Below are 22,045 nucleotides of genomic sequence, written 5' to 3'. Positions count from 1 at the left end.
CAGCCGCGTCGGACGGTGAGTCAGGCGGACTGCGCGGGAAGGGTGCCGAGGGCGTCGCCGGTGCCGTCGTGCCCCTCGTGGGTGGCCGTGGCCAGGTCGGGATAGATCTCGAAGAGGCGGCGCACCCCGAGTGCGCCGAGCACCCTGTTGACGTGGGAGCCGTCCGCCGCGCCGCCCTGCGGGGGGAGGATGAGTCTCAGGCGCCCCTGACAGGAGCGCATCAGGCGGCGGGCGGCGATGAGCACGCCGACGCCGCTGGAGTCGCAGAAGCGCACCTCGGCCAGATCGAGCACGAGGCTGCGCCGTCCGTCGGCGACCGCGTCGTGCACGCGTTGCCGGACCACCGGCGACGTCACCAGGTCCATCTCGCCGGAGACACGGAGGACGGCCCAGTCCCCGCGCTCGGCGTCCTTCACCTTCAACGTCACGCGCTCGAAGCCCCTTCGCTCGGTCTCTCGCTCCCCGGAACGGACCTTTCCGCAGCCGTGGCTGCCCGGCGTCTCCCCCGTCTCTCCCGCGTGAAACGCCGGTGGGACCGGATATGCGGCACCGGCCCCCAACGAGCCTATGCCCAGCTCGAACCGTTAATCCCCAAAGTTCCGGTCACACCCGCATAACACATCGGCACATTCGCGCACGTACGATCCGTAACGATCGGCCAGATGTGCGGAAAGTGACCGCGGCAATACCATCCGGAGCGGCCCGGCGGGGCGATCTTCACGATGTTCCCCGCAAAGGCGGCCGGACTGTCGGACCCGGCCACTACATTCGAGGAGTATGTGACCGTGGGCACAAGCACGGTGCGGCACGGCACCGGGCATGAGTGCGACGCACACAATTTCGGGCACGATTTCGGGATCGACGAACCGGCGGCGGACGGAGGGGGCAGCCATGGCGACCGACGGAGCACCACCCCGGTGGGACCGCAAGATGCAGCAGCGGCTCGCGCACGGCGAGGCGGCCGCCCTCGGCGAGCTCTACGACCGCTTCGCCTCCCTCGTGCACACCCTCGCCCACCGCGTCCTTGAGGACGAGGCCGCCGCCGACCGCGTCACGCGCGAGGTTTTCGGCCACATCTGGGAGCACCCCGGCGACTTCGACCCCAAGGAGGGCTCGCTGCGCTCCTGGATCGCCGGGCTCACTCACCGTCAGGCGGTGGAGCGGCTGCGGCAGTCCCAGAGCGACGGGGCGGCCACGCCCGAGGAGATCGAGGAGAAGGTACGGGTGGCGTCCGCCGCCGCCCGCGCCGACTACATCGTCACGTCCATGCCGGCCCCGCTGCGCGCCGCGCTCGACCTCGCCTACCTGCGCCGCCTCGACTACCGCCGGGCCGCGGCGCAGCTCGGCGTCACGGAGGACGAGGCGCGCCGCCGCCTGCGCCTCGGGCTGCAGCTGCTCTCCACCGCGCACCGCGGGCCGCGCGTCGTCGCGCCGCCGGCGCACGGAGGGGCACTGTGAGCGAGGAATTCGGCCGGGGCGGGGCGGGCCCGCAAGGCGGAAACGGCGCTTCCGGTCCGCCGCGGCCCCCGCGGATACCGCTGCCGCGGGCAGCGGCGGAGGACGGGCCGCGCTGGCCGGAAGCCACCCCTGCCCCGGCCCCCAGCCCTTCACCCCCTGCTCCTGAAACGGCTCTGACGTCCGAAATGGCTCCGACGTCGCACAAGGTCCTCAAATCCCTCCTCGGCGCGTGGGCCCTGGCCGCCTGCTCCCCCGAGGAGACCGCGGCCGTCGAGGCCCATCTCACCGACTGCGCCACCTGCGCGGACGAAGCCGTACGGCTGCGCGAAGCCGTCGCCCTGCTCCACCCGGAGGACAACCTGGACCTCGACCCGCGGCTGCGCTCGCGCGTGCTCGCCTCCTGCCTGGGCCGCCGCCCGGCCCGCGTCCCCCTGCCCGCGTGGGCCGCGCCGTACGACGCGGAGACCGCCCGCCTCGACGCCCTCCTGCACGACATCGGCGAGGCGGAGTGGCAGGCGCCGGTGCGGCTGCGGTGGTTCGACGGCGAGCGGCCCGTGGGCCGCGGTCATCGGCCACCTCACGGCCGTCGACGGCCTCGTCGCGCGGACCCTGGGCCTGCCGGACCCGCTCGGCGACGCCACGGGCTCCCCCACCGAGCGCACGGAGGCCCTCTGGGCGGCACGGCCGGCGACGCCGCCGGGTGCGGTGCGGGCCGAGTGGCGGGAGCAGGGCCGCGCGCTGATACGAGGCGCGTCGTTCGCCGAGGAGGAGACGGCCGGACTGGCCGTCCCGTACGGCCCGTCCACGCTCCCCGTACGCGAAGCGTTCCTCGACCGGGCCTTCGAGTGCTGGATCCACGCGGAGGACATCGCCGACGCCGTCGACTACCCCTACCACCCGCCGTCCCCCGGCCACCTCCACGAACTGGTCGGCCTCGCGGCCCGCATGCTCCCGGCGGCCATCGCCGGCCGCCGCCGCGCGGGCCTCGCCCCGCCCGCCCACACCCTGGCCGTGGCGGGCGCGCCCGGCCGCTCCCTCCACCTGGAGGTGGAAGGCAGCGGCGGCGGCCACTGGCACATCCCCCTCGACTCCCCGGCCGCCACGGCGCTCCCGGGCGCGGAGGTCGCCCACGTGGCCCTGGACGCCATGGAGTTCTGCCGCCTCGCCGCGGGCCACGTCCACCCGGAGGACGCGGCAGCGGGCCAGTCGGGGGACCGCGAGGCGATCCTGGACGCGCTGTACGCGACGGCTTCGCTGTCGCGGATGTAGAGGGCGCGGATGTAGAGGGCGCGGATGTAGAGGGCGCGGACATGCCTGTGGCCCGCATCGAGGATGCGGGCCACAGGCGTTCGCGAGCGCCGGCCCGCGGCAACGGGCCGGCTGTCTCACACTCCCGGTGCTACGCGAAGACGACCGTCCGCCGGCCGTTCAGCAGGACGCGGTGCTCGCTGTGCCACTTCACCGCGCGCGCGAGCGCCTGGCACTCCACGTCGCGGCCGACGGCGACCAGCTGCTCCGGGGTCACCTCGTGACCCACGCGCTCGACCTCCTGCTCGATGATCGGGCCCTCGTCGAGGTCCGCGGTCACGTAGTGCGCCGTCGCACCGATCAGCTTCACGCCGCGGGCGTGCGCCTGGTGGTACGGCTTGGCGCCCTTGAAGCTCGGGAGGAAGGAGTGGTGGATGTTGATGATCTTCCCGGAGAGGACCTTGCAGAGGTCGTCCGAGAGGACCTGCATGTAGCGGGCGAGGACGACGAGCTCGACGTTCTCGGCCTGGACGAGCTCCAGGAGCTTCGCCTCCGCCTCCGGCTTGGTGTCCTTCGTGACCGGAATGTGGTGGAACGGGACCCCGTAGGAGCCCACGAGCTCGGCGAAGTCGGTGTGGTTGGAGACGACGGCGGCGATCTCCACCGGAAGGGCGCCGATCCGCGAGCGGAAGAGCAGGTCGTTCAGGCAGTGGCCGAACTTGGACACCATCAGAACGATGCGCATCTTCTCGTCGGCCCGGTGGATCTCCCAGTCCATGTGGAAGGAGTCGCCGATGGCGGCGAAGCTGGCGCGCAGCTTCTCCACGGTGACGGGCGCCTCCGCGCCGAAGTGGACGCGCATGAAGAAGAGCCCGGTGTCGTGGTCACCGAACTGCTGGCTGTCCTCGATGTTGCACCCGGTCATGAAGAGGTAGCTGGACACCGCGTGGACGATGCCCTGCTTGTCGGGGCAGGAGAGGGTGAGGACGTACTGCTCGGGCTGCGCTGGGGCCCCTTCGGCGGCAGGGGACTGGGAGGCGTTCATAGCCCAATAGCCTCGCACACCCGCGGGGCCCCCCGAACCGCGCCGCGGTCGGGGCCGCGGCTCAGCGCGCCTGCGTCAGCCGCTCCAGCACCTCGAGCGGGCGCGGCGGGGCCTCCGGCTCGTCCCCGTCGTTCAGCGCGAGCCGTACGTGCGCCTCCCTCGCGGCCCGGACCGCCTCCGGCCAGCCGTGGTGCTCCAGATAGGCCGAGACCGGGGCGTCCGGCCCGACCTGGTGCATTATCCGCAGGACGCGCAGCACCGCGAGGTCGACGAGCGCGGCCTCGCCCGAGTCGCGGAAGATCGTCCCGATGTATTTCTCGGCCGACCAGTTGTCCAGCCAGGTGTCCTCGACGAGCCGGTAGACGGCGTCCGTCACATCCCCGAAGCCCGCGTCGCCGGCGAGCCAGCGCTCGCGCTGGAAGACCGGGTCCGAAAGCATGTGCAGCGCCGAGCGCACCTGCGCCCGCCAGCGCCACCACGGCATGTCATTGAGCGGCATGCCGTCCATGGTGGTCGAGCGGCGGCCGCGGCGGGAAGACTTCTCCGAACCCTGCATAGCAATCGATCGTACGTTCCCCCACTGACATCCGGCCCGAGCCCCCGGGTTCCGCCCCTCCGCCCATGATCGTCAGAGCTGCGCCCACGAGTGCTGCGACAGCCCGTACTTCTTCGCGATCGGGTTCCACAGCTCCGCGGCCTGCTTCTTCGCGGCCGTGGCGTCGCCGCTGGCGCGGTCGCCCGCGGTGCTCTCGCCCGACGGGCGCGCGTGGCCCTTGATGCAGCCGTGCTTGCCGCCGACCTGGTCCGCCCACGCGGCGTAGTGGCTGTCCGCGGAGGCGGACGACTTCCACGCCTTGGTCAGCTGCGCCGACAGCTCGGCACTGTTGGGAAGCTTGTCGATCACGGTCTTCTCGAGCCGGGTGACGAGGCCGTCGCGCTGCTTGGCGGCGTCGCGCAGATCGGACGCGGACTTGCCCAGGTCCTTGCAGTCCCGGATCGAGTCGACGGCCTTGATCACGGCGTCGCGGCTGTTGTTGCTGTCCTTCAGCAGGGCGTCCAGGGCCTTGGCCTGGGCGACCGCCGGATCCGCCGGGTCGGCCGACGGCTCCTTCTTGCCGCCGTCGCCCTCGTCGGGCGTGGCGCCGGGCGTGGCGGAGCTGACGGCAGTGTTCTGCGGGGTGTCCTTCTTCTCGTCTCCCCCGCCGCTGAGCAGCGCACCGGCGGCGAGCCCCGCGACGGCGCAGCCGGCGACGACGATGCCGACGATGGCCGCGGTGGGCAGCTTCCGCCGGGGCGGCGGGGAGGCGGGAGCGGGCTGCGGGGGCGCCGCGTGCGGGGCACGCGGCGGGGGTATGTGCCCGGGGGCGGATCCGGCCGCGCCGCGGGGCCCGGCGGAAGCGGAACCGGAAGCGGAACCGGATGCGGAAGCGGCGGCGGAGGCGGCCGAGGCGCGGAACAGCCCGTCGAACTCGGAGGGCGGCGGCCGCTCCCCCTGCGCGGGGGCACCGCCGAGCGGCGGCTGGTAGGGGGGCGGCGGGACGGGGCCGCCTCCGGCGACGGGCGGCATGTACTGCGTGGCAGCAGCGGAATCCCCACCAGCAGGAGCACCTCCACCCACAGGCGGCATGTACTGCGTAGCCGCAGCGGAAGCATCCCCGGAGGACGCACCCCCACCCACAGGCGGCAGATACTGCGTAGCCGCAGCAGAGGCATCCCCGGAGGGCGCGCCGCCGCCCACAGGCGGCAGATACTGCGTGGCAGCGGCAGAATCCCCACCCGCAGGACCGCCCCCGGCGACAGGTGGCAAGTACTGCGTGGCAGCAGCCGAGGCATCCCCACCCGCAGGACCACCCCCACCCACAGGCGGCATGTACTGCGTAGCCGCAGCGGAAGCATCCCCGGAGGGCGCGCCGCCGCCCACGGGCGGCAGGTACTGCGTAGCGGCAGCAGAATCGTCACCGCTCAGGGGCGGCAGGTACTGCGTGGCGGAATCCGTGGAGGCCGCGGGCGCCGCCGGGGCGTCACCCGGCCCCCGCCCGGCACCGTGCGTACCGCCGCCCTGGCCCGCGCCGCCCTGGGCGTAGGGGGCCGGTGGCCGCGGTGCGCCCGGAAGCGGACCGGAGGCGACCGGCGGCAAGTACTGGGTGGCCTCGGAGGAGGGGTCGGGCGCGGCCGGTGCGGGGGCGGTGCCCAGGACGGGCGGCATGTACTGCGTGGCTTCGGAGTCGCCGGGGCCCGCGGGGCTGCCCGGCGGCATCTCGGGCGGCAGGGGGGCGCGCTGTGCGTCGGGCCCCCACGGCTCGCCCCACGGCCGGCCGGCGGCCGGCTGAGGCGCGTTGCCCTGTCCGCTCTGCGTCACCGGGACTCCTCAAGCTGTACGGCAACTTATCGATAGCGCGGCCACGCTACCGGGTCACCGCACGGCCGGGCCATGCGGCCGCCTGCGGGGTCCTGGACGGCGGACCTTCACCAGGCGGCTCGCACAGCACCACCGCCATGGCCTGCCGCCGTCGCATGCCGCCGTCGCAGCGGAAAGAACAGCCCGCCGCAACGGTGCGGCCCCGCAACGGCGAGAGCCCGGCGGATCACGTGGCAACCGGAAGCGGCTCGCCCCGTCATCCGCCGGAAGGGCCTACGCCGCCTGCACCTCCAGCCGTGCCCCGAACTCACGGACGACCGGCTCCTCCCGGTACGGGGCCAGCCGCTGCTGGAAGTCCTCCAGGTACTCCGCGCCCCGGTTGGACCTCAGCGTGCCCAGCAGGTCCAGCGCCCGGACCCCCGTGGCGCACGCCTCGTCGACGTCCCGCTGCTGGACCTGCGCCGTGGCCAGCAGCAGCATGCCGATGGCGCGCCTGCGCACGCGCCCTTCCGCGTGCCCGGTGATGGCGTCCTCCGCGTGCCGGCGGGCCTGCTCGGCCTGGCCGAGGTCGCGGTGGCAGTGCGCGAGCTCGTCCGCCAGGTAGGCGTGGTCGAAGTGCCGGATCCAGGCGGGGTCGTCGCCGGAGTCCGCGGACGCGGAGGGTTCACCGGCCTCTTCGAGCCTGGCCATGGCCTTGGCCGCGACCGTCTGGCAGGAGCGGGCGTCGCCGAGCAGCGCGTGACCCCGCGCCTCGGCGGCGTAGAACATGGCCTCGGCCCGCGGCGTGACGTGCCCCCGCGCGCCTTCCTGCGCGGCCTTGGCCAGCTGGGCGATCTCCCGCGGGTTCCCCAGCGAAGCCGCCAGGTGACTCATGCTGGCGGCCAGCACGTACCCCCCGTACCCACGGTCCCCCGCAGCCTGGGCGAGACGCAGTGCCTGGATGTAGTACCGCTGGGCGAGGCCGGGCTGGCCGGTGTCGACGGCCATATAGCCGGCGAGTTCGGTCAACCGTGCGACGGCGGCGAACAGTTCGCGCCCCACGGACTCCCGGTACGACCCGGCGAGCAGCCCGGAGACGACGCTGTTCAGATAGTGCACGACGACGGGCCGGACGTGGCCGCTCCCGTACCGGTGGTCAAGTTCGACCAGTGCCTCGGTCGTGGCCCGCACCGCATCGACGTCCGAAACCCCCACCCGCGCGCCCGCGTTCCGCGCGACCTGCGGATCGGCCCCGGTGATGAGCCAGTCGCGGCTCGGTTCGACGAGGGCGGACGAGGCGACGGACGTCCCGCTGAGGAAGTCCCGGCGCCCGACGTCGCTCCGCCACAGCTCACACACCTGCTCGATCGCGCCGAGCACGGTGGGCGAGAACTGCAGGCCGACCCCGGAGGCGAGGTTCTTGCCGTTCGCCATGCCGATCTCGTCGATGGTGACGGTGCGCCCGAGCTTGCGGCCGAGCGCCTCGGCGATGATGGCCGGGGCCCGCCCGCGCGGCTGCTGTCCGCGCAGCCAGCGCGCTACGGACGTTTTGTCGTAGCGCAGGTCGAGCCCGTGCTCGGCACCGCACATATTGACGCGCCGGGCAAGGCCGGCATTGGAACAGGCGGCTTCCTGAATGAGCGCCTGCAGCCGTTCGTTCGGCTGCCGCGCCACGAGTGGCCGTGCGGCCATGCTGTACCCCCTGGGACTGCTAAGCGTTCGCGGCGCGGTCCGCCGCGGAATGCGGAGAAGCTGAGACAGCTGACTGCGTCTTCCCCTGTGATCTTTGCCCCCTGAATGTCCGGAGAATGCGGACTTAACGGTAATGACAGCAAAGGCGGCAATGGCCAGACATTGACTGTCTCGCCCCGTCGCCGCACAGGTGGCTACCCAGCCTCGGAGGCCAACCCGCGTCTGCGCCCCCGTACATGCATCCGTGCGCCCCACGTGCATGTCCTGGCACCGCCCACAAGCGTGAGCCTGAGCCGTAACCCCTCGTGACAGGGGGAGTTGTGATGGGCGTGGAAGAGACCATCGCAGTAGGAGCCCCGCACCTCCCGCAACAGCGCAGCGAACAACTGCTGGACGCCGCTGTCAGGTACGCGGAGGAGCGGCACTGGGACGTATTCGGCGGTACGTGGCTGAAGGTGGAGGAGGGGCGGGAGTACTGCTCGTGCGGTGATCTCGGCTGCCCCTCCCCGGGTGCGCACCCGGACCGCCCGGACTGGGCCACGCAGGCCACCGGCAGCGCGGTCGCCATCCGCCGCATGTGGGAGAAGCAGCCCGCCGCTTCGGTCCTGCTTCCGACGGGCCGCACGTTCGACGCGCTGGACGTCCCGGAGACGGCGGGCTGCCTGGCGCTGGCCCGGATGGAGCGGATGAACATCCAGCTGGGGCCGATCACGTGCACCCCGTTCCGCCGGATGCTGTTCTTCGTGCTGCCGGGCGGGGCGCTGAAGGTGGGGGACGCCGCCCGGAAGCTGGGCTGGCACCCGACGTCGCTGGATCTGATCGCGCGCGGCGAGGGCGACTACGTGGTCGCGCCGCCCACCCGCGTGGGGACGCGCGGTTCGGTGCAGTGGGCGCGCCAGCCCACGGTCGCCAACCGCTGGCTGCCGGACGCGGACGAGCTGGTGAGCGCGCTCGCCTACGCGTGCGGGCGGGATGCGGCGGACGCCCGCCGCAGGTGAGGCACGCTGCGGCGGGTGCCGTACGCGGTCCGGGCCGGGGCCCGGTCAGCCGAGGTCGCGAGCCTCGGCCACGTACCCGTCGGGCCGTACGAGGAGGGTCGTGCGACGGGCGTCGGCGCGGGTGACCGCGGTGACGCCCGTCTCCTGCCGTGGCGGTGCGCCCGCCCCGCGCGGCAGCACGCGCACGTGCGTACCGGCGCGCAGCGCCTCGTACAGGCGGGTGGGTTCGCCGGCGCGCTCCGCGAGCGGCAGGTCGGGGGCGCGGCGCCCGGTCAGCGGGTGCGCTCCGGGCGGTGCGGGGTAGCGGATGCCGATCCCGGAGACCACGAGGGCGCCGCGGTCCGCGGCGAACGGGAGGGACACGGCGGCCACGGCGGCGGCGTCGCGCAGGCGGCGGGTGACGGGCGAAGAGAGCAGGACGCCCCGCACGATGGCGCCGCTGACGCGGAGCACCTGCCGGCCCACGGGGTGGCGCTCGTCGTGATAGCTGTCGAGCAGGGATTCCGGCGCCGTTCCCTTGAGGACGGCGGCGAGCTTCCAGGAGAGGTTGGCGGCGTCCTGCAGGCCCGTGTTCATGCCGAGCCCTCCGGCGGGCGAGTGGACGTGGGCGGCGTCGCCGGCGAGGAAGACGCGGCCGTCGCGGTAGCGCGGCACCTGCCGCTCGTCGCTGTGGAAACGCGAGGTCCAGCGGGGGTCGTGCATGCCGAAGTCGGTGCCGAAGGCGGTGCGGGTGACGGCCTTGAGCTCCTCGAAGTCGACGGGGGCGGTGGACGGCAGGTCCGAGCCGTGCGTCCAGGCGATGACGCGGTAGTAGCCGTCACCGAAGGGCACCAGGAAGGCGAAGCCTCCGCCGGAGCTCCGGAAGGCCGGCAGCCCCGGGGGATCGGTGGTGAGGCGCACATCGGCGAGCATGACGGACCGGAGCACGGACTTCCCGGGGAAGGGAAGGCCGAGCGCCTTGCGGACGGCGCTGCGCACGCCGTCGGCACCGACGGCGTAGGCGGCCCGCAGGGTCTCGGTGGCGCCGTCCGCGGTGCGGAGCTCGGCGTCGACGCCGTCCGCGTCCTGGCGCAGCCCGGCGACCTCCGCCCCGCGCCGCACCACGACCCCGGCCTTCAGGGCCCGCTCCTCCAGCACCCGCTCGGTCTCGTACTGCGGCGTGAGCAGGACGCCGGGGAAGCGGCTGGGCAGCCGGGACAGGTCGATCCCGACGCGGCCGAAGAACCGCACGCCCGGCATGAAGGACCCCGTGGCGATCAGGGCCTCGGCGATGCCGCGGGCGTCGAAGGTCTCCAGCGTGCGCGCGTGCACGGCGAAGGCCCGCGTCAGGTTCGACTCCTGAGCCCGTTTCTCCACCAGCGTCACCCGCACGCCGGCGGCGGCGAGATCCCCGGCGAGCAGCAGCCCGGTGGGTCCGGCGCCGACGACGAGGACGTCGGCGGGGGTGGCCTGGGAGGAGAGCGAGGAGGACATGACGGCACCTCGGATGGCTCGTGCGGGCATCTGGCCTTACAGCCAGTGCACACCCGCGTCCGAGATATGTCAACGCTTGTTGAATTAATCTGCGGCCCCACCCCCGCAGACGGCGCCGCCCACTCCAGAAGCCCCGCCTACGCGGGTAACACCGACTCCAGGAACGACTCCACGGCCTGGCGCCAGCCCTCGGGATGTTCGTAGTGGACGAGGTGACCCGCGTCGGGCACCTCGGCGTACTTGCCGCGGGGCAGGACGCGGACCATCTCCTGGGCCTCGGCGCGGCCGAGCTCGCCATCGGGGCCGCGGACGACGAGGGCCGGGCACTCGACGAGGGCGAGCTCCTCCCAGTGGGCGTCGTGGGCGTAGGTCTCGCGGGCCTGGAGCATCTGGCGGCGGGAGAAGGCCGGGCGCCAGCCGTCGGCGCGCTCGGCCATGATCTCGGCGTAGTAGTCCCCGCGGGCGGGCCTGGGGCGCTCCAGGGTGGGGTCGCCCTCGGCGAACCACTTGCGGACGTCCGCGAGCGTGGCGAACGGGACCGGCCACGAGCGGAACCACTCGCCCCACTCGCGCTGGGTGGTGGCGCCCAGAGCGGACGCCCGCATGTCGCAGATGACCAGCGCGCGGACCAGGTCCGGGCGGCGGGCGGCGAGCTGCCAGGCGGTGAGCGCGCCCATGGCGTGGCCGATCAGGACGACAGGGGCGAGATCCAGGCACTCGATCGCGGCCACGGCGTCGGCGATGTAGGCGTCCCGGGTGTACGGGCCCTCGGCCGGGCGCTCGCTGCGGCCGTGCCCCCGCTGGTCGAGGGCGACCGCGCGGTGCCGGCCGGACAGCCAGCGGGCGGTCTCCGCCCAGTGCGCGGCGCGGCCCATCAGACCGTGGAGCAGCAGCACCGCGCCGGCGCCACCCTCTCCGCCCCCGCAGGGGCGCTTGGGCGGATCGGCGAACTCCCAGGCCGCGAGCCGTACCCCGCCGCTCCCACTCACGTCGATGCGCCGAACCATGAGACCTGGCACCTCCTACTCTTCCCCGAGCAGTTCCACGATCACGATATAGAACCTGCGTTCGATTGCATGCTCAACGCGCACAACACCCCTCGTTCGAGTGACCTCAGGGAAGGGTTGACCGGCGGCGCCCAGGGGATTAATCGACCTGGGCGCGGACTGCTCGGGGAAGAAGGTCCGCGGGGCGGACCCTGGGAGCTCGGGGCTCCGGGTCGCCACGGGGGTAAATGGGGAGGCAGGGCCCCGGCTGCCCGCAAGGGCGCCGGGGCCCTTGTCACGCCCCGCCGGCCTCATCGCAGCCCCCCTCCCCGAGACAGCGGCGTGCCGCGCATATGCGCGCCAGCGCCAGCGTGGCACGGCCGGGGCGGCTCCGTGCCGGTTCCGCCGACTCCAGCCAGATTCAGGGGAGTTGACGCAGCAAGACGCCCCGCGGCGGGCTGCACGGGGCAGCCCGGTCCGGCGGGGCGTGAGTGAGGCGCGAGGCGGCGGCTCAGTGCTCGGCGGCGAAGCGGCTCAGCGCTTGGCGACGAAGACGTGCGCCGCGATGTCCGGCTCCAGCTCCGTGGCCTCACCGCTGCTGCCGACGATCACACCGCCCGCCGAATCCGTCACGCTGACCACCGCGCCGGGCTGCACGCCCGCGCGCCGCAGCGAATACATCAGCTGGGCGTCCGTCTGGATGGGCTCACCGATCCGGCGTACGACCACGGTCTTGCCGTCGGACCCGGCGTCCAGGTCCATCAGGCTGACCATGTCCTCATTGAGCAGCGGGTCCGGCTCGGCCTTCTCGCCCAGCTCCTCCAGGCCCGGGATGGGATTGCCGTACGGCGACTCGGTGGGGTGGCGCAGGAGCTCCAGCACGCGGCGCTCCACCGCCTCGCTCATCACGTGCTCCCAGCGGCAGGCCTCGGCGTGGACCTGCTCCCACTCCAGGCCGATCACGTCGACCAGCAGGCACTCCGCGAGGCGGTGCTTGCGCATGACGCGCGTGGCCAGCCGGCGGCCCTCCTCGGTGAGCTCCAGGTGCCGGTCGCCCGCGACGGACACCAGGCCGTCGCGCTCCATGCGTGCCACGGTCTGGCTGACCGTCGGGCCGCTCTGGTCGAGCCGCTCGGCGATTCGGGCACGCATGGGGACCACACCCTCCTCCTCCAGCTCGAGAATGGTGCGGAGATACATCTCCGTGGTGTCGATCAGTCCGGACATGCGTGCCCCTCGATAAGTCGTGCGCGTGGCCCCTGGACCCAATTCTGACGCATGCCACCGAGAACGGTGGCGGGCACGGCCCCGGGCCGCCCGCCGTATTGACAGGGCCCTGGTCCAGACCGCAACGTGATCCGCGCCACGAGCGTACGCCCAGACCGTACGCGCCACCGGATCTCGATCTAAGGAGCCCCGCAGCGATGAGCGAGAACAAGCTGGCCGGGCAGTTCTTCGACGCCGCGATCGGGCTGCTGCAGCGGGTGCGCGACGAGGAGGCGGAGCACATCACGGCCGCGGCCGCCCTCCTCGCCGACACCGTGGCGGACGGCGGCCGGCTCTTCGTCTTCGGCGCCGGCCACTCCTCGCTCCCCGCCCAGGACGTCGTCTACCGCGCGGGCGGCCTCGCGCTGATCAACCTCCTCGCCGTCCCCGGCGTCGTCGGCCTCGACGTCATGCCGGCCACGCTCGGCAGCGCCCTGGAGCGCGTCGACGGCCTGGCCGGCGCGGTCCTCGACACCAGCCCCGTCCAGGCCGGCGACGTCCTGGTCGTCATCTCCCTCTCCGGCCGCAACTCCCTGCCCGTCGAGATGGCCATGAACGCCCGCGCGCTGGGCGTCCGCGTCATCGGCGTCACCTCCCTCGCCTACGCCGAGCACACCAAGTCCCGCCACTCCTCCGGCACCTTCCTGAAGGACCACTGCGACCTCGTCATCGACAGCAAGATCGGCATCGGGGACGCGGAGCTCACGGCGGACGGCATCGCGGCCCCCTTCGGCCCCGCCTCCACGGTCGTCACCAGCGCCCTGATGCAGGCGGTCGTCGCCACCGCCGCGGGCGAACTCGCCGCCCGCGGCATCGACCCGCCGATGCTTCGTTCCGGGAACGTCGACGGGGGGCACGACTGGAACGGGCGGGTGCTGGACGAGTACGGGGACCGGATCTTCTTCCGGCGCCGGTGACGCTCCGCGGGGCGGGGGTTACGGCGTCGGGCCCGCCAGGTCGATCGACGCCGCCACCCGGCACGAGATGTCCTCCGCGTACGTCGCGTCCGAGCGGTCGAACGGGCGGCGGGACGGGCCGCGGAGGAAGGTGACCGCGCCCAGCGTCCGGCCGCGGCTGCGGAGGGCCGTGGCGAGGGCGTGCACGGTGCCCTCGGGCCACTTGCGGGCGGTGGCCCAGGTCTCGGTGCAGTCGGAGGCCGCGCGGACCGAGCCGCAGCGTTCGACGGCCTGCAGGGCGGGGTGGCCGTCCGGGTACGGCACCGGGAGGCCGCCGCGGCCCGTGGCCGGGCAGGGGCCCGGCGTGCCGGCGGGCGTGGCGGTGGCCCTGATCAGCCGGACCGGGGAGCCGGGGGTCGCCTGCGGCTCGGGGAGCAGGTCGATCAGGGCGTGGTCGGCGAAGCCGGCGAGGGCGAAGTCGAGGTAGAGGGAGGCCGCTTCCATGGGGTCCTCGCACTCGGCGACGGCCCGCCCGGCCCGGTGCAGCTGGCTGGCGCGGAAGCGCAGCCGGGCGCTGTCCTGCTCGGTGAGGCGGGCGGCGGTGACGTCCAGGAACAGCCAGGCCACGCCCAGCGGCACGGGTTCCTCGGCGAGCGGCGAGGCCAGCCGCACGAAACCGCTGCGCCAGCAGCGCCGCTCGGGCGGGGCGCCGCCCTGGTCGCGGAGGGTCACCCACAGGTCGGTGGGGGCGGGCGGGGCGCCCGCCGCGAGGACGTGCTGGAGGGCGCCCTCGACCTCCTCCACGCCCTGCTCCAGCAGTTCGCCGAGCGGGCGGCCCAGGAGCGCGGTGCGGCCCGTGCGCAGGGCCCGCGCGGCGTGGGCGTTGGCGAGGGCCGGCCGCAGGTCGGCGTCGACGAGCACGACGCCCCATGACGCGTCCCCGAAGAGGGCCTCGCTGAGCGCGATGGAGCGCTCCAGGTCGATCTGGGTGTGGACCTCGCTGAACGCGCAGTACACCCCGGCGGGCCGTTCGCCCGCGCCCGGAACGGCCGACAGCTGGGTGCGGACCAGCACCCGCCCGCCGTCCTTGGTCAGCAGCGCGAACTCGTGGACGTGCCGCCCGGGGGTTGCCATCGCCCCGTCCAGCCGCGCCGCGACCTCGGCGGCGTCCGCGGGCCGCACCGCCCAGCCGGCCAGGCCCTGCCGGCCGACGGCCTCCGCCGCGGTCCAGCCCAGTATCCGTTCGGCCTCGCGGTTCCAGTGGGTGACCGTGCCGTCGGCGTCGAAGGCGCACAGCGCGGTGTCCATGCCGTCGAGGAGCGCCGCGAGGAGGCCGGAGTCGTCGCTGTCGGGGGCTCGTTCGGAGGCGCGTTCGGCGTCGCCCGCGGCTTCCCCGGCACCGGGCGCCGGGGTCGCCGGGCGGGCAGGGCCTGATTTGTGTGGTGCGGTCACGAGGTACCCCCAGCTGGACGCGTCTGCATGTCCTGCACGACGGGTCATTCAACTCGACCGTGATGGGCACCACACCGTCTTCGGGGAAATCGTTGCCCACCGGAAATTCGGTTGTCGCTCACCCACGCGCTTCCTAGGGTGGTGCGCACACGAGAAGGGAGGTGGTTCGGGACATGGTTTCATTCCGGACGCGTGAGGTGACTGCGGGCTAGCGCCCGTCGTCGCGCCAAGCGCAGCGCCGGGGCCTCCCAGGCTGCAGCTGGGGGATCTGCCGGCCAATCCCAAGCAGTCACCCGATCCGTGGGCCGCCGAGTCGTCCGCTCGGCACCGCCGCGCCCCAGGGCGCGGCGGTAACCGGCCCACGGATCGCCTGCTTTATCGCTTTATCGCCTTTCGGGCCCCGCAAGCCTTACGGGCCTCCCGAGACATGAGACCGCAACGGGCCTCGCAAGCCTTACAGACGGACCATACGAGGCTTACGGGCCGAGCCGTTCCACCCGCCAGCTCTCGCCGCCCTCCCTCACGTACCGCAGCCGGTCGTGCAGCCTGTTCTCGCGCCCCTGCCAGAACTCCACGCTTTCCGGGGTCACGCGATAGCCGCCCCAGCCCGTCGGCACGGGCACCGGCTCCCCTTCCGGATAGCGGGTCAGCAGCCGCTCGTACGCGGCGTCGATCTCCTCGCGCGACGACACGACGGCCGACTGCGCGCTCGCCCACGCGCCCAGCTGCGAGCCGCGCGGCCGCGAGTGGAAGTAGACGGCCGTCTCCGCCACATCCACGCGCTCGGCCGTGCCGGCGACGATGACCTGACGGCCGATCGGGTGCCAGGGGAACAGCAGCGAGACGTACGGGTTGCGCGCGAGGTCGGCGGCCTTGCGGGAGCCGTAGTTGGTGTAGAAGACGAAGCCGTGGTGGTCGTAGCCCTTGAGGAGCACGGTCCGGGAGCTGGGCCGGCCGTCGGCGTCGGCCGTGGAGACGACCATGGCGTTGGGCTCCCGGAGCCCCGCGGCGAACACCTCGGCGAACCAGATGGCGAACTGCTCGTACGGATCGGGGGCGAGGTCCGACTCCGAAAGGCCTTCGGAGCGGTACTGCTCGCGCATGGCTGCGGCGTCCAGCGCGCCGCCGTGGAACTCGGGGGCGGGGAACTCGTCGGCGTGGGTCACGGGCCCATCCTGACAGCAGGCGCGCCCGGATCAGCAGATGTACCTGCCCTCCGGCGGCCCTCCGTAACCCTCCCGCGGCCAAAACCCCCACTGTGCCGGACATCACCTTTCGCCGCATGTGGCGAACCCCCCAAAATCGCAGGGCGGGAAGCTGTGGTACCCGCACATCACCGGCTATCGTTTCCGGCCGGAATCCGGAACGAGCCCGCCCGTCAGGGGTCCGGGCGCGGAACCGGGTGAAGACCCGCCGCACGGGGCATGACCCGGTTGACCGATGACGGATCGCAAGGCCGTACGCAGCGACGCACGGACCGCGGACCGCACCAGGGACAGGCAGCAGCCGCGCCCGACCGGGCCTCGCGCCCCAGCTGTCGCACACGTCATGAGGAGCCGCCTGATGTCCGACTTCGTACCCGGACTCGAAGGAGTCGTCGCGTTCGAGACGGAGATCGCCGAACCCGACAAGGAAGGCGGCTCTCTCCGCTACCGAGGCGTCGACATCGAGGACCTGGTCGGCCAGGTGTCCTTCGGCAACGTCTGGGGCCTGCTGGTCGACGGCTCGTTCAACCCGGGCCTGCCGCCCGCCGAGCCCTTCCCGATCCCCGTCCACTCGGGTGACATCCGCGTCGACGTCCAGTCCGCACTCGCGATGCTGGCCCCCGTGTGGGGCCTCAAGCCCCTCCTCGACATCGACGAGGCCACCGCCCGCGACAACCTCGCCCGCGCCGCCGTCATGGCCCTCTCCTACGTCGCCCAGTCGGCGCGCGGGCAGGGCCTGCCGATGGTGCCGCAGCGCGAGATCGACAAGGCGGAGACCGTCGTCGAGCGCTTCATGAAGCGCTGGCGCGGGGAGCCCGACCCCAAGCACGTCAAGGCCGTCGACGCCTACTGGACGTCCGCCGCCGAGCACGGCATGAACGCCTCCACGTTCACGGCCCGCGTCATCGCCTCCACCGGCGCGGACGTGGCCGCGGCGCTGTCCGGCGCGGTCGGCGCCATGTCCGGCCCGCTGCACGGCGGCGCGCCGTCCCGCGTCCTCGGCATGATCGAGGAGATCGAGCGCACGGGCGACGCGGTGGCGTACGTCAAGCGCGCCCTGGACAACGGCGAGCGCCTCATGGGCTTCGGCCACCGCGTCTACCGCGCGGAGGACCCGCGCGCCCGCGTCCTGCGCCGCACGGCCCGCGAGCTGGCCGCGCCGCGCTACGAGGTCGCCGAGGCCCTGGAGAAGGCGGCCCTGGAGGAGCTTCACAACCGCCGTCCGGACCGTGTCCTCGCCACGAACGTCGAGTTCTGGGCGGCCATCGTCCTGGACTTCGCCGAGGTCCCGGCGCACATGTTCACATCGATGTTCACCTGCGCCCGCACCGCCGGCTGGAGCGCGCACATCCTGGAGCAGAAGCGCACGGGCCGCCTGGTCCGCCCGTCGGCCCACTACGTGGGCCCGGGCCCGCGCGACCCGCGCGAGATCGAGGGCTTCGCGGACATCACGGGGAAGACGGCGTCGGCGGCCTGACCGCGAGGGCGGTTGCGCGGCAGGCGCAACCGCCCTCCCTCACAGCAGGTTGCTGAGGACCGCCGTCCAGTGCCGGACCACCCGTTCACGGCGGGCGGTGTCGTCCGTCAGGAGGTGGGCGAGGCCCAGGCCGCGGCACATGTCGAGGAAGCCCTGGACGGTTTCGCGGACGCCGGGGCGGCGCTCGTCGGCGCCGAGGAGTTCCACCGCCATGCGGTGCACCTCGCGGCCGACGCGCGCCTCCAGTTCGGTGACCGGGCCCCGCAGCGCCGCGTCGTTCGCGGCGGCCACCCACAGGTGCAGGGCGGCGCGGAACAGCGGTCCCGTGCACAGCTCGACGAGCTGGCCGACGGCCATGTGCGTACGGGCCGGGCCGGTGATCAGCTGCACCTGGGGCAGCAGGCCGCGCACGGCTGCCGACCGCTCTTCGGCGACGTACTCGACGGCCGCGGTGAAGAGCTCCTCCCGTGTGCGGAAGTGGTGCTGGGCGGCCCCGCGCGAGACGCCGGCGCGCTCGGCGACGACGGAGACCGTCGACCCGGCCCACCCGTGCTCGGCGAGGCAGGCGACCGCCGCCTCAAGGAGCCGCTGCCGCGTGGCGCGGCTGCGGTCCTGCTTGGGGAGGCTCAGCGGGCCCATACCGGTTCCCTGCGCTCAAGAAAGGCGGTCATGCCCTCACGGGCCTCGGAGGAGGCGAAGAGCCGGGCGGACAGGGCGGTGAGCCCCTCCGCGTCGCGGTCGAAGGCCCGCCGCACATCAGCCGTGGCCAGGGCCTTCGACTCGGCGAGGCCCTGGGGCGAGCCGCGCCGCAGCCCGTCCAGGATCGCGTCCAGCTCCTGTTCGCCGGCGGTGACGAGCCCGATCCGTACGGCCTCGTCGGCACCGAACCGCTCGCCGGTCAGGTAGTAGCGAGCCGCGGCGCGCGCGTCGAGGCGCGGCAGCAGCGGCAGGGATATCACCGCGGGCGCGAGCCCGAGCCGGGCCTCCGTGAAGGCGAACGTGGCGCCCTCCCCCGCCACGGAGATGTCACAGGCGCCCAGCAGCCCCAGACCTCCGGCACGCGCGTGGCCGCCCACCCGCGCCACGACCGGCTTGCGCAGCTCGACCACGGCGCGCATGAGCCGCACGAGGGCCTGCGGCCCGTCAGGGCCCGCCTCCGTCAGATCGGCCCCGGAACAAAAGGTGTTGCCGGTGTGGGTCAGCAGAACGGCACGCGCCTCAGCGTCCTCCCCCGCCTCCTCCAGCCCTTCCAGCAGTCCGGCGACGAGGCGGGACGACAGGGCGTTGCGGTTGTGCGGGGAGTCCAGGGTCAGGGTGGTGATGCCGTGCTCGGAGGAGCGGCGGACCAGCGTCACAGAAAGCCACCTTTCTCAGTACGACTTGGGGAGGCCCAGGGTCGTGTGCGACACGTAGTTGAGGATCATCTCCCGGCTGACCGGGGCGATCCGCGTCACCCGCACCGCGGTGAGCAGGGAGGCCAGTCCGTACTCGCTCGCCAGGCCGTTGCCGCCGAGGGTGTGCACGGCGTGGTCGACGGTGCGGACGGCGGCGTCGGCGGCGGCGTACTTGGCCATGTTGGCCGCCTCGCCCGCGCCCATGTCGTCGCCGGCGTCGCAGAGGTGGGCCGCCTTGAGCATCATCAGCCGGGCGAGCTCGATCTCGATGTGGGACTGGGCCAGGGGGTGCGCGATGGCCTGGTGGGCGCCGATGGGCTCGCGCCAGACGGTGCGCGTACGGGCGTAGTCGACGGCGCGGGCCAGGGCGTAGCGGGCCATGCCGAGGGCGAAGGCGGCGGTCATGATGCGTTCGGGGTTGAGCCCGGCGAAGAGCTGGAGGAGCCCGGCGTCCTCGTCTCCGACGAGGGCGTCCTCAGGCAGCCGCACCTGGTCGAAGGTGAGCTCGAACTGCTTCTCGGGGGCGGCGAGTTCCATGGGAATGGGAGCCTTCAGAAAGCCCGGAGCGTCCCTCTCCACGACGAACAGACAGGGCTTGAGCTTCCCCGTGCGCCTGTCCTCCGTACGGCCCACGATCAGCGTGGCGTCCGCGATGTCCACACCCGAAATGAAGACCTTGCGGCCGTTGAGCACCCACTCACCCCCTTCCCGGCGCGCGGTCGTCGTGATGCGGTGGGAATTGGATCCCGCGTCCGGCTCGGTGATGCCGAAGGCCATGCGGTACGTCCCGGAGGCGATGCCGGGAAGCCACTTCCGCTTCTGTGCCCCGGTGCCGAAGCGGGCGATGACGGTGCCGCAGATGGCGGGTGAGACGACCATCATCAGCAGGGGGCAGCCCGCGGCGCCGAGCTCTTCCAGGACGATGGCGAGCTCGGCCATGCCGCGCCCGCCGCCCCCGTACTCCTCGGGAAGATTCACGCCGAGGTACCCGAGCGCGCCGGCCTCGGCCCACAGTTCGTCGGGGTACCGGCCGTCGCGGACGACCTCGGTGACGTAGTCGCGCCCGTAGCGCTTGCCGAGCGCGGCGACGGCGGCGCGCAGGTCGCGGTGTTCCTGGGATTCGATGAAGCTCATGGCGTCGGCTCCTCGGTGACGACGGCGAGCAGGGACCCGACCTCGACCTGACGGCCGGGGGCGGCGTGCAGGGCGGTGAGCGTGCCGGTGGCCGGCGAGACGATGCGGTGCTCCATCTTCATGGCCTCCAGCCACAGCAGGGCCTGGCCGGCCCGGACTTCACGGCCTTCGGCGACCCCCTCGGCGATGCGGACCACCGTGCCGGGCATGGGGGCCAGGAGGGACCCGGGGGCGGCGGGCGCGGCGGTGGGGTCGGGGAAGCGGGGCAAGAGGGTGAAGGTGTGGGCGCCGGACGGGCCGTCCACGTGGATGCGGTCGCCGTAGTCGGAGACGTCGTAGCGGGTACGGAGGCCGCCCGCCTCCAGCACCACGTGATCGCGGGACGCCTCCAGAAGGCGGACTCCGCCTTCGGCCTCCAGGCCGTTCCGGGTGAGGCGGTACCGCACGGTGCACTCCTCGCCGTCCGGCTCGGAGCGATAGCGCTTCTCCTGCGGCTGGGAGGGGAGGCTGCGCCAGCCGCCGAAGCGGGAGCGGCCTTGGGCATCCGCGATGGCGGCGGCGAGGGCCGCGGTGGCGACGTTCTCACTTCTCGGCGCGGTCAGCTCGGCCAAGTGCCGGTCATAGAAGGCGGTGTCCATACGAGCACCGGCGAACTCCTCGTGCCGGAGGGAGCGTACGAGGAGATCGCGGTTGGTTACCGGGCCGTGGATGCGGGCGCGCTCCAGCGTGCGGGCCAGCAGGCGGACGGCCTCCGGCCGGGTGGGGGCCCAGGCGATGACCTTTGCGAGGAGGGGGTCGTAGTGAGAGGTGACGGTGTCACCAGGCCCGAACCCCGTATCCACACGGACGTATCCCGCACCTGCGGCGCGGCTCTCCGCCCGCCTACCCGCCCGTTGAGGTTCGTCCGGCCCCGGGCCCCCGCCCCGGACCCCCACGGACAGCTCCCGCACCACCCCCACCCGCGGCCGCCACCCCGCCCCGGGATCCTCCGCGTACAGCCGGGCCTCCACCGCATGCCCCACCGGCACCGGCACCGGCGCCGGCACCGCGGAATCCAGCGCCGCCCCCTCCGCCACCCGGATCTGCAGCGCGACGAGATCCAGCCCGTACACCGCTTCCGTCACCGGATGCTCCACCTGCAGACGCGTGTTCATCTCCAGGAAGAACGGCCGCCCGTCCCCCGTCACGAGGAACTCCACCGTTCCCGCACCCACGTACCCGACCGCCCGCGCCGCGGCGACCGCCGCCGCGGTCAGCTCCTCGGCCAGCCCCGCGCCCAGCCCGGGCGCCGGCGCCTCCTCGATCACCTTCTGGTGCCGCCGCTGCAGCGAGCAGTCCCGCGTCCCCAGCGCCCGCACCGCACCGTGCGCGTCGGCGAGGATCTGCACTTCCACGTGCCGCCCGCCCTCCACGTACGGTTCGACGAACACCTCGTCGTCGCCGAACGCGGCCATGGCCTCGGCCCGGGCGGAGGCGACCTCGGCGTCGAGCACGGCGAGGTCCCGCACGACCCGCATCCCCCGCCCGCCCCCACCCGCGGCGGCTTTGACGATCAGCGGCGGCTCCCCCGCCACCAGCACCGGAACCCCCGCCTCCGCCATGATCCGCTTGGCGCGCGTCTTCGAGGCCATGGCCTCGATCACGGAGGGCGGCGGCCCGATCCACACCAGCCCCGCATCAACAACGGCCCGCGCGAACGCCGCGCTCTCGGAGAGGAACCCGTACCCCGGATGTACGGCGTCCGCGCCCGCGGCGAGCGCGGCCCGCACCACCAGGTCTCCCCGCAGGTACGTGTCCGCGGCGGCAGTCCCCGGCAGCCGGACCGCCACGTCCGCCTCCCGGACGTGCAGCGCACCGGCATCGGCGTCCGAGTGGACGGCCACGGAGGCGATGCCCAGCTCCCCGCACGTACGGAAGACACGGCAAGCGATCTCACCCCGGTTAGCAACCAGAAGCGATCCGATCATCGATCCCACACCCCCG

At 73.4% G+C, this 22,045-nt stretch carries 18 protein-coding genes and 1 pseudogene; 5 read left to right on the top strand and 14 right to left on the bottom strand.

Translation table 11 applies throughout. The annotated features are described in order from the left end of the window. Positions 1-20 precede the first annotated feature (20 nt). On the bottom strand, positions 21-428 hold the full coding sequence (locus tag IF61_RS0126775) for an STAS domain-containing protein (RefSeq protein ID WP_043190871.1): 408 nt from the start codon (positions 426-428) through the stop codon (positions 21-23). Between the two features lie 463 nt (positions 429-891). Between IF61_RS0126775 and IF61_RS0126770 the strand changes: the two genes are divergently transcribed. Further along, on the top strand, positions 892-1,458 hold the full coding sequence (locus IF61_RS0126770) for a sigma-70 family RNA polymerase sigma factor (protein WP_030369093.1): 567 nt from the start codon (positions 892-894) through the stop codon (positions 1,456-1,458). Between the two features lie 185 nt (positions 1,459-1,643). Continuing rightward, positions 1,644-2,727, top strand: a pseudogene (locus IF61_RS32770) (maleylpyruvate isomerase family mycothiol-dependent enzyme). A 130-nt stretch (positions 2,728-2,857) separates the two neighbouring features. Here the strand turns inward: IF61_RS32770 and purU are convergent. The 4 genes from purU to IF61_RS0126745 form a co-directional block, all read right to left on the bottom strand. Continuing rightward, entirely contained in the window at positions 2,858-3,751 is an 894-nt protein-coding gene (gene purU, locus IF61_RS0126760) for a formyltetrahydrofolate deformylase (RefSeq protein ID WP_030369092.1), read from the bottom strand. A gap of 61 nt (positions 3,752-3,812) precedes the next feature. Then, positions 3,813-4,313: an SCO4402 family protein gene (locus tag IF61_RS0126755; protein WP_107043141.1), complete on the bottom strand. Its 501-nt coding sequence runs from the start codon at positions 4,311-4,313 to the stop codon at positions 3,813-3,815. A gap of 66 nt (positions 4,314-4,379) precedes the next feature. Next, positions 4,380-5,318 carry a hypothetical protein gene (locus IF61_RS37255; protein WP_052393076.1) on the bottom strand — a complete coding sequence of 313 codons (939 nt, stop codon included), beginning with the start codon at positions 5,316-5,318 and terminating at the stop codon, positions 4,380-4,382. Positions 5,319-6,383: 1,065 nt separating this feature from the next. Next, positions 6,384-7,781 (bottom strand): NsdA family TPR-like regulatory protein, encoded by a 1,398-nt coding sequence (locus IF61_RS0126745; RefSeq protein WP_030369089.1) that lies wholly within the window; start codon positions 7,779-7,781, stop codon positions 6,384-6,386. Positions 7,782-8,104: 323 nt separating this feature from the next. On the opposite strand from IF61_RS0126745, the gene IF61_RS0126740 reads away from it, so the two are divergent. Beyond that, positions 8,105-8,779, top strand: a complete 675-nt coding sequence (locus IF61_RS0126740; protein WP_030369088.1) for a bifunctional DNA primase/polymerase — start codon at positions 8,105-8,107, stop codon at positions 8,777-8,779. A gap of 45 nt (positions 8,780-8,824) precedes the next feature. Here the strand turns inward: IF61_RS0126740 and IF61_RS0126735 are convergent, their stop codons facing one another. The 3 genes from IF61_RS0126735 to IF61_RS0126725 form a co-directional block, all read right to left on the bottom strand. Continuing rightward, positions 8,825-10,252, bottom strand: a complete 1,428-nt coding sequence (locus IF61_RS0126735) for an FAD-dependent monooxygenase (protein ID WP_052393075.1) — start codon at positions 10,250-10,252, stop codon at positions 8,825-8,827. A 137-nt stretch (positions 10,253-10,389) separates the two neighbouring features. Beyond that, positions 10,390-11,259: an alpha/beta fold hydrolase gene (locus tag IF61_RS0126730; RefSeq protein WP_030369086.1), complete on the bottom strand. Its 870-nt coding sequence runs from the start codon at positions 11,257-11,259 to the stop codon at positions 10,390-10,392. Between the two features lie 513 nt (positions 11,260-11,772). Further along, on the bottom strand, positions 11,773-12,465 hold the full coding sequence (locus IF61_RS0126725) for an iron-dependent transcriptional repressor DtxR (RefSeq protein WP_030369085.1): 693 nt from the start codon (positions 12,463-12,465) through the stop codon (positions 11,773-11,775). A gap of 197 nt (positions 12,466-12,662) precedes the next feature. Between IF61_RS0126725 and IF61_RS0126720 the strand changes: the two genes are divergently transcribed. Beyond that, on the top strand, positions 12,663-13,421 hold the full coding sequence (locus tag IF61_RS0126720; RefSeq protein ID WP_030369084.1) for an SIS domain-containing protein: 759 nt from the start codon (positions 12,663-12,665) through the stop codon (positions 13,419-13,421). A gap of 18 nt (positions 13,422-13,439) precedes the next feature. Here the strand turns inward: IF61_RS0126720 and IF61_RS0126715 are convergent, their stop codons facing one another. Together IF61_RS0126715 and pdxH are read right to left on the bottom strand one after the other, a co-directional pair. Next, on the bottom strand, positions 13,440-14,900 hold the full coding sequence (locus IF61_RS0126715) for a PAS domain-containing protein (RefSeq protein ID WP_078660516.1): 1,461 nt from the start codon (positions 14,898-14,900) through the stop codon (positions 13,440-13,442). Between the two features lie 428 nt (positions 14,901-15,328). Beyond that, the gene (pdxH, locus tag IF61_RS0126710) at positions 15,329-15,955 is read right to left on the bottom strand and encodes a pyridoxamine 5'-phosphate oxidase (RefSeq protein WP_030369082.1); all 627 of its coding nucleotides are present in this window, start codon (positions 15,953-15,955) and stop codon (positions 15,329-15,331) included. A 460-nt stretch (positions 15,956-16,415) separates the two neighbouring features. Here pdxH and IF61_RS0126705 point away from each other — a divergent pair, with 460 nt between their 5' ends. Next, on the top strand, positions 16,416-17,534 hold the full coding sequence (locus IF61_RS0126705; RefSeq protein ID WP_030369081.1) for a citrate synthase 2: 1,119 nt from the start codon (positions 16,416-16,418) through the stop codon (positions 17,532-17,534). A 39-nt stretch (positions 17,535-17,573) separates the two neighbouring features. Here IF61_RS0126705 and IF61_RS0126700 read toward each other — a convergent pair whose 3' ends face one another. Genes IF61_RS0126700 through IF61_RS0126685 form a run of 4 tightly spaced genes read right to left on the bottom strand, consistent with a single transcriptional unit; the run spans position 17,574 to position 22,029 of the window. Then, a complete protein-coding gene (locus tag IF61_RS0126700) occupies positions 17,574-18,173 on the bottom strand; it encodes a TetR/AcrR family transcriptional regulator (RefSeq protein WP_030369080.1) in 600 nt (199 codons plus the stop codon). Further along, on the bottom strand, positions 18,161-18,889 hold the full coding sequence (locus IF61_RS0126695) for an enoyl-CoA hydratase family protein (RefSeq protein ID WP_030369079.1): 729 nt from the start codon (positions 18,887-18,889) through the stop codon (positions 18,161-18,163). The genes IF61_RS0126700 and IF61_RS0126695 overlap by 13 nt, the downstream gene beginning before the upstream one ends. 15 nt (positions 18,890-18,904) lie before the next feature. Beyond that, positions 18,905-20,062 (bottom strand): acyl-CoA dehydrogenase family protein, encoded by a 1,158-nt coding sequence (locus IF61_RS0126690; RefSeq protein ID WP_030369078.1) that lies wholly within the window; start codon positions 20,060-20,062, stop codon positions 18,905-18,907. Next, entirely contained in the window at positions 20,059-22,029 is a 1,971-nt protein-coding gene (locus tag IF61_RS0126685; protein WP_030369077.1) for an ATP-binding protein, read from the bottom strand. The genes IF61_RS0126690 and IF61_RS0126685 overlap by 4 nt, the downstream gene beginning before the upstream one ends. Between the last annotated feature and the right edge of the window lie 16 nt (positions 22,030-22,045).

This window comes from Streptomyces roseoverticillatus, assembly GCF_000719265.1.
Classification (GTDB): Bacteria; Actinomycetota; Actinomycetes; order Streptomycetales; family Streptomycetaceae; genus Streptomyces; species Streptomyces roseoverticillatus.
Note: the sequence above shows the minus strand (reverse complement) of the source record. Positions and strands in the feature narration are given on the sequence as shown.

What these genes read in the sequence shown, in the direction of transcription:
- IF61_RS0126770 (WP_030369093.1), top strand. Translation starts at nt 892, where the DNA reads ATGGCGACCGACGGAGCACCACCCCGGTGGGACCGCAAGATGCAGCAG.
- purU (WP_030369092.1), bottom strand. Translation starts at nt 3,751, where the DNA reads ATGAACGCCTCCCAGTCCCCTGCCGCCGAAGGGGCCCCAGCGCAGCCC.
- IF61_RS37255 (WP_052393076.1), bottom strand. Translation starts at nt 5,318, where the DNA reads ATGCCGCCCGTCGCCGGAGGCGGCCCCGTCCCGCCGCCCCCCTACCAG.
- IF61_RS0126745 (WP_030369089.1), bottom strand. Translation starts at nt 7,781, where the DNA reads ATGGCCGCACGGCCACTCGTGGCGCGGCAGCCGAACGAACGGCTGCAG.
- IF61_RS0126740 (WP_030369088.1), top strand. Translation starts at nt 8,105, where the DNA reads ATGGGCGTGGAAGAGACCATCGCAGTAGGAGCCCCGCACCTCCCGCAA.
- IF61_RS0126735 (WP_052393075.1), bottom strand. Translation starts at nt 10,252, where the DNA reads ATGTCCTCCTCGCTCTCCTCCCAGGCCACCCCCGCCGACGTCCTCGTC.
- IF61_RS0126730 (WP_030369086.1), bottom strand. Translation starts at nt 11,259, where the DNA reads ATGGTTCGGCGCATCGACGTGAGTGGGAGCGGCGGGGTACGGCTCGCG.
- IF61_RS0126725 (WP_030369085.1), bottom strand. Translation starts at nt 12,465, where the DNA reads ATGTCCGGACTGATCGACACCACGGAGATGTATCTCCGCACCATTCTC.
- IF61_RS0126720 (WP_030369084.1), top strand. Translation starts at nt 12,663, where the DNA reads ATGAGCGAGAACAAGCTGGCCGGGCAGTTCTTCGACGCCGCGATCGGG.
- IF61_RS0126715 (WP_078660516.1), bottom strand. Translation starts at nt 14,900, where the DNA reads ATGACCCGTCGTGCAGGACATGCAGACGCGTCCAGCTGGGGGTACCTC.
- pdxH (WP_030369082.1), bottom strand. Translation starts at nt 15,955, where the DNA reads ATGCGCGAGCAGTACCGCTCCGAAGGCCTTTCGGAGTCGGACCTCGCC.
- IF61_RS0126705 (WP_030369081.1), top strand. Translation starts at nt 16,416, where the DNA reads ATGTCCGACTTCGTACCCGGACTCGAAGGAGTCGTCGCGTTCGAGACG.
- IF61_RS0126700 (WP_030369080.1), bottom strand. Translation starts at nt 18,173, where the DNA reads ATGGGCCCGCTGAGCCTCCCCAAGCAGGACCGCAGCCGCGCCACGCGG.
- IF61_RS0126690 (WP_030369078.1), bottom strand. Translation starts at nt 20,062, where the DNA reads ATGAGCTTCATCGAATCCCAGGAACACCGCGACCTGCGCGCCGCCGTC.
- IF61_RS0126685 (WP_030369077.1), bottom strand. Translation starts at nt 22,029, where the DNA reads ATGATCGGATCGCTTCTGGTTGCTAACCGGGGTGAGATCGCTTGCCGT.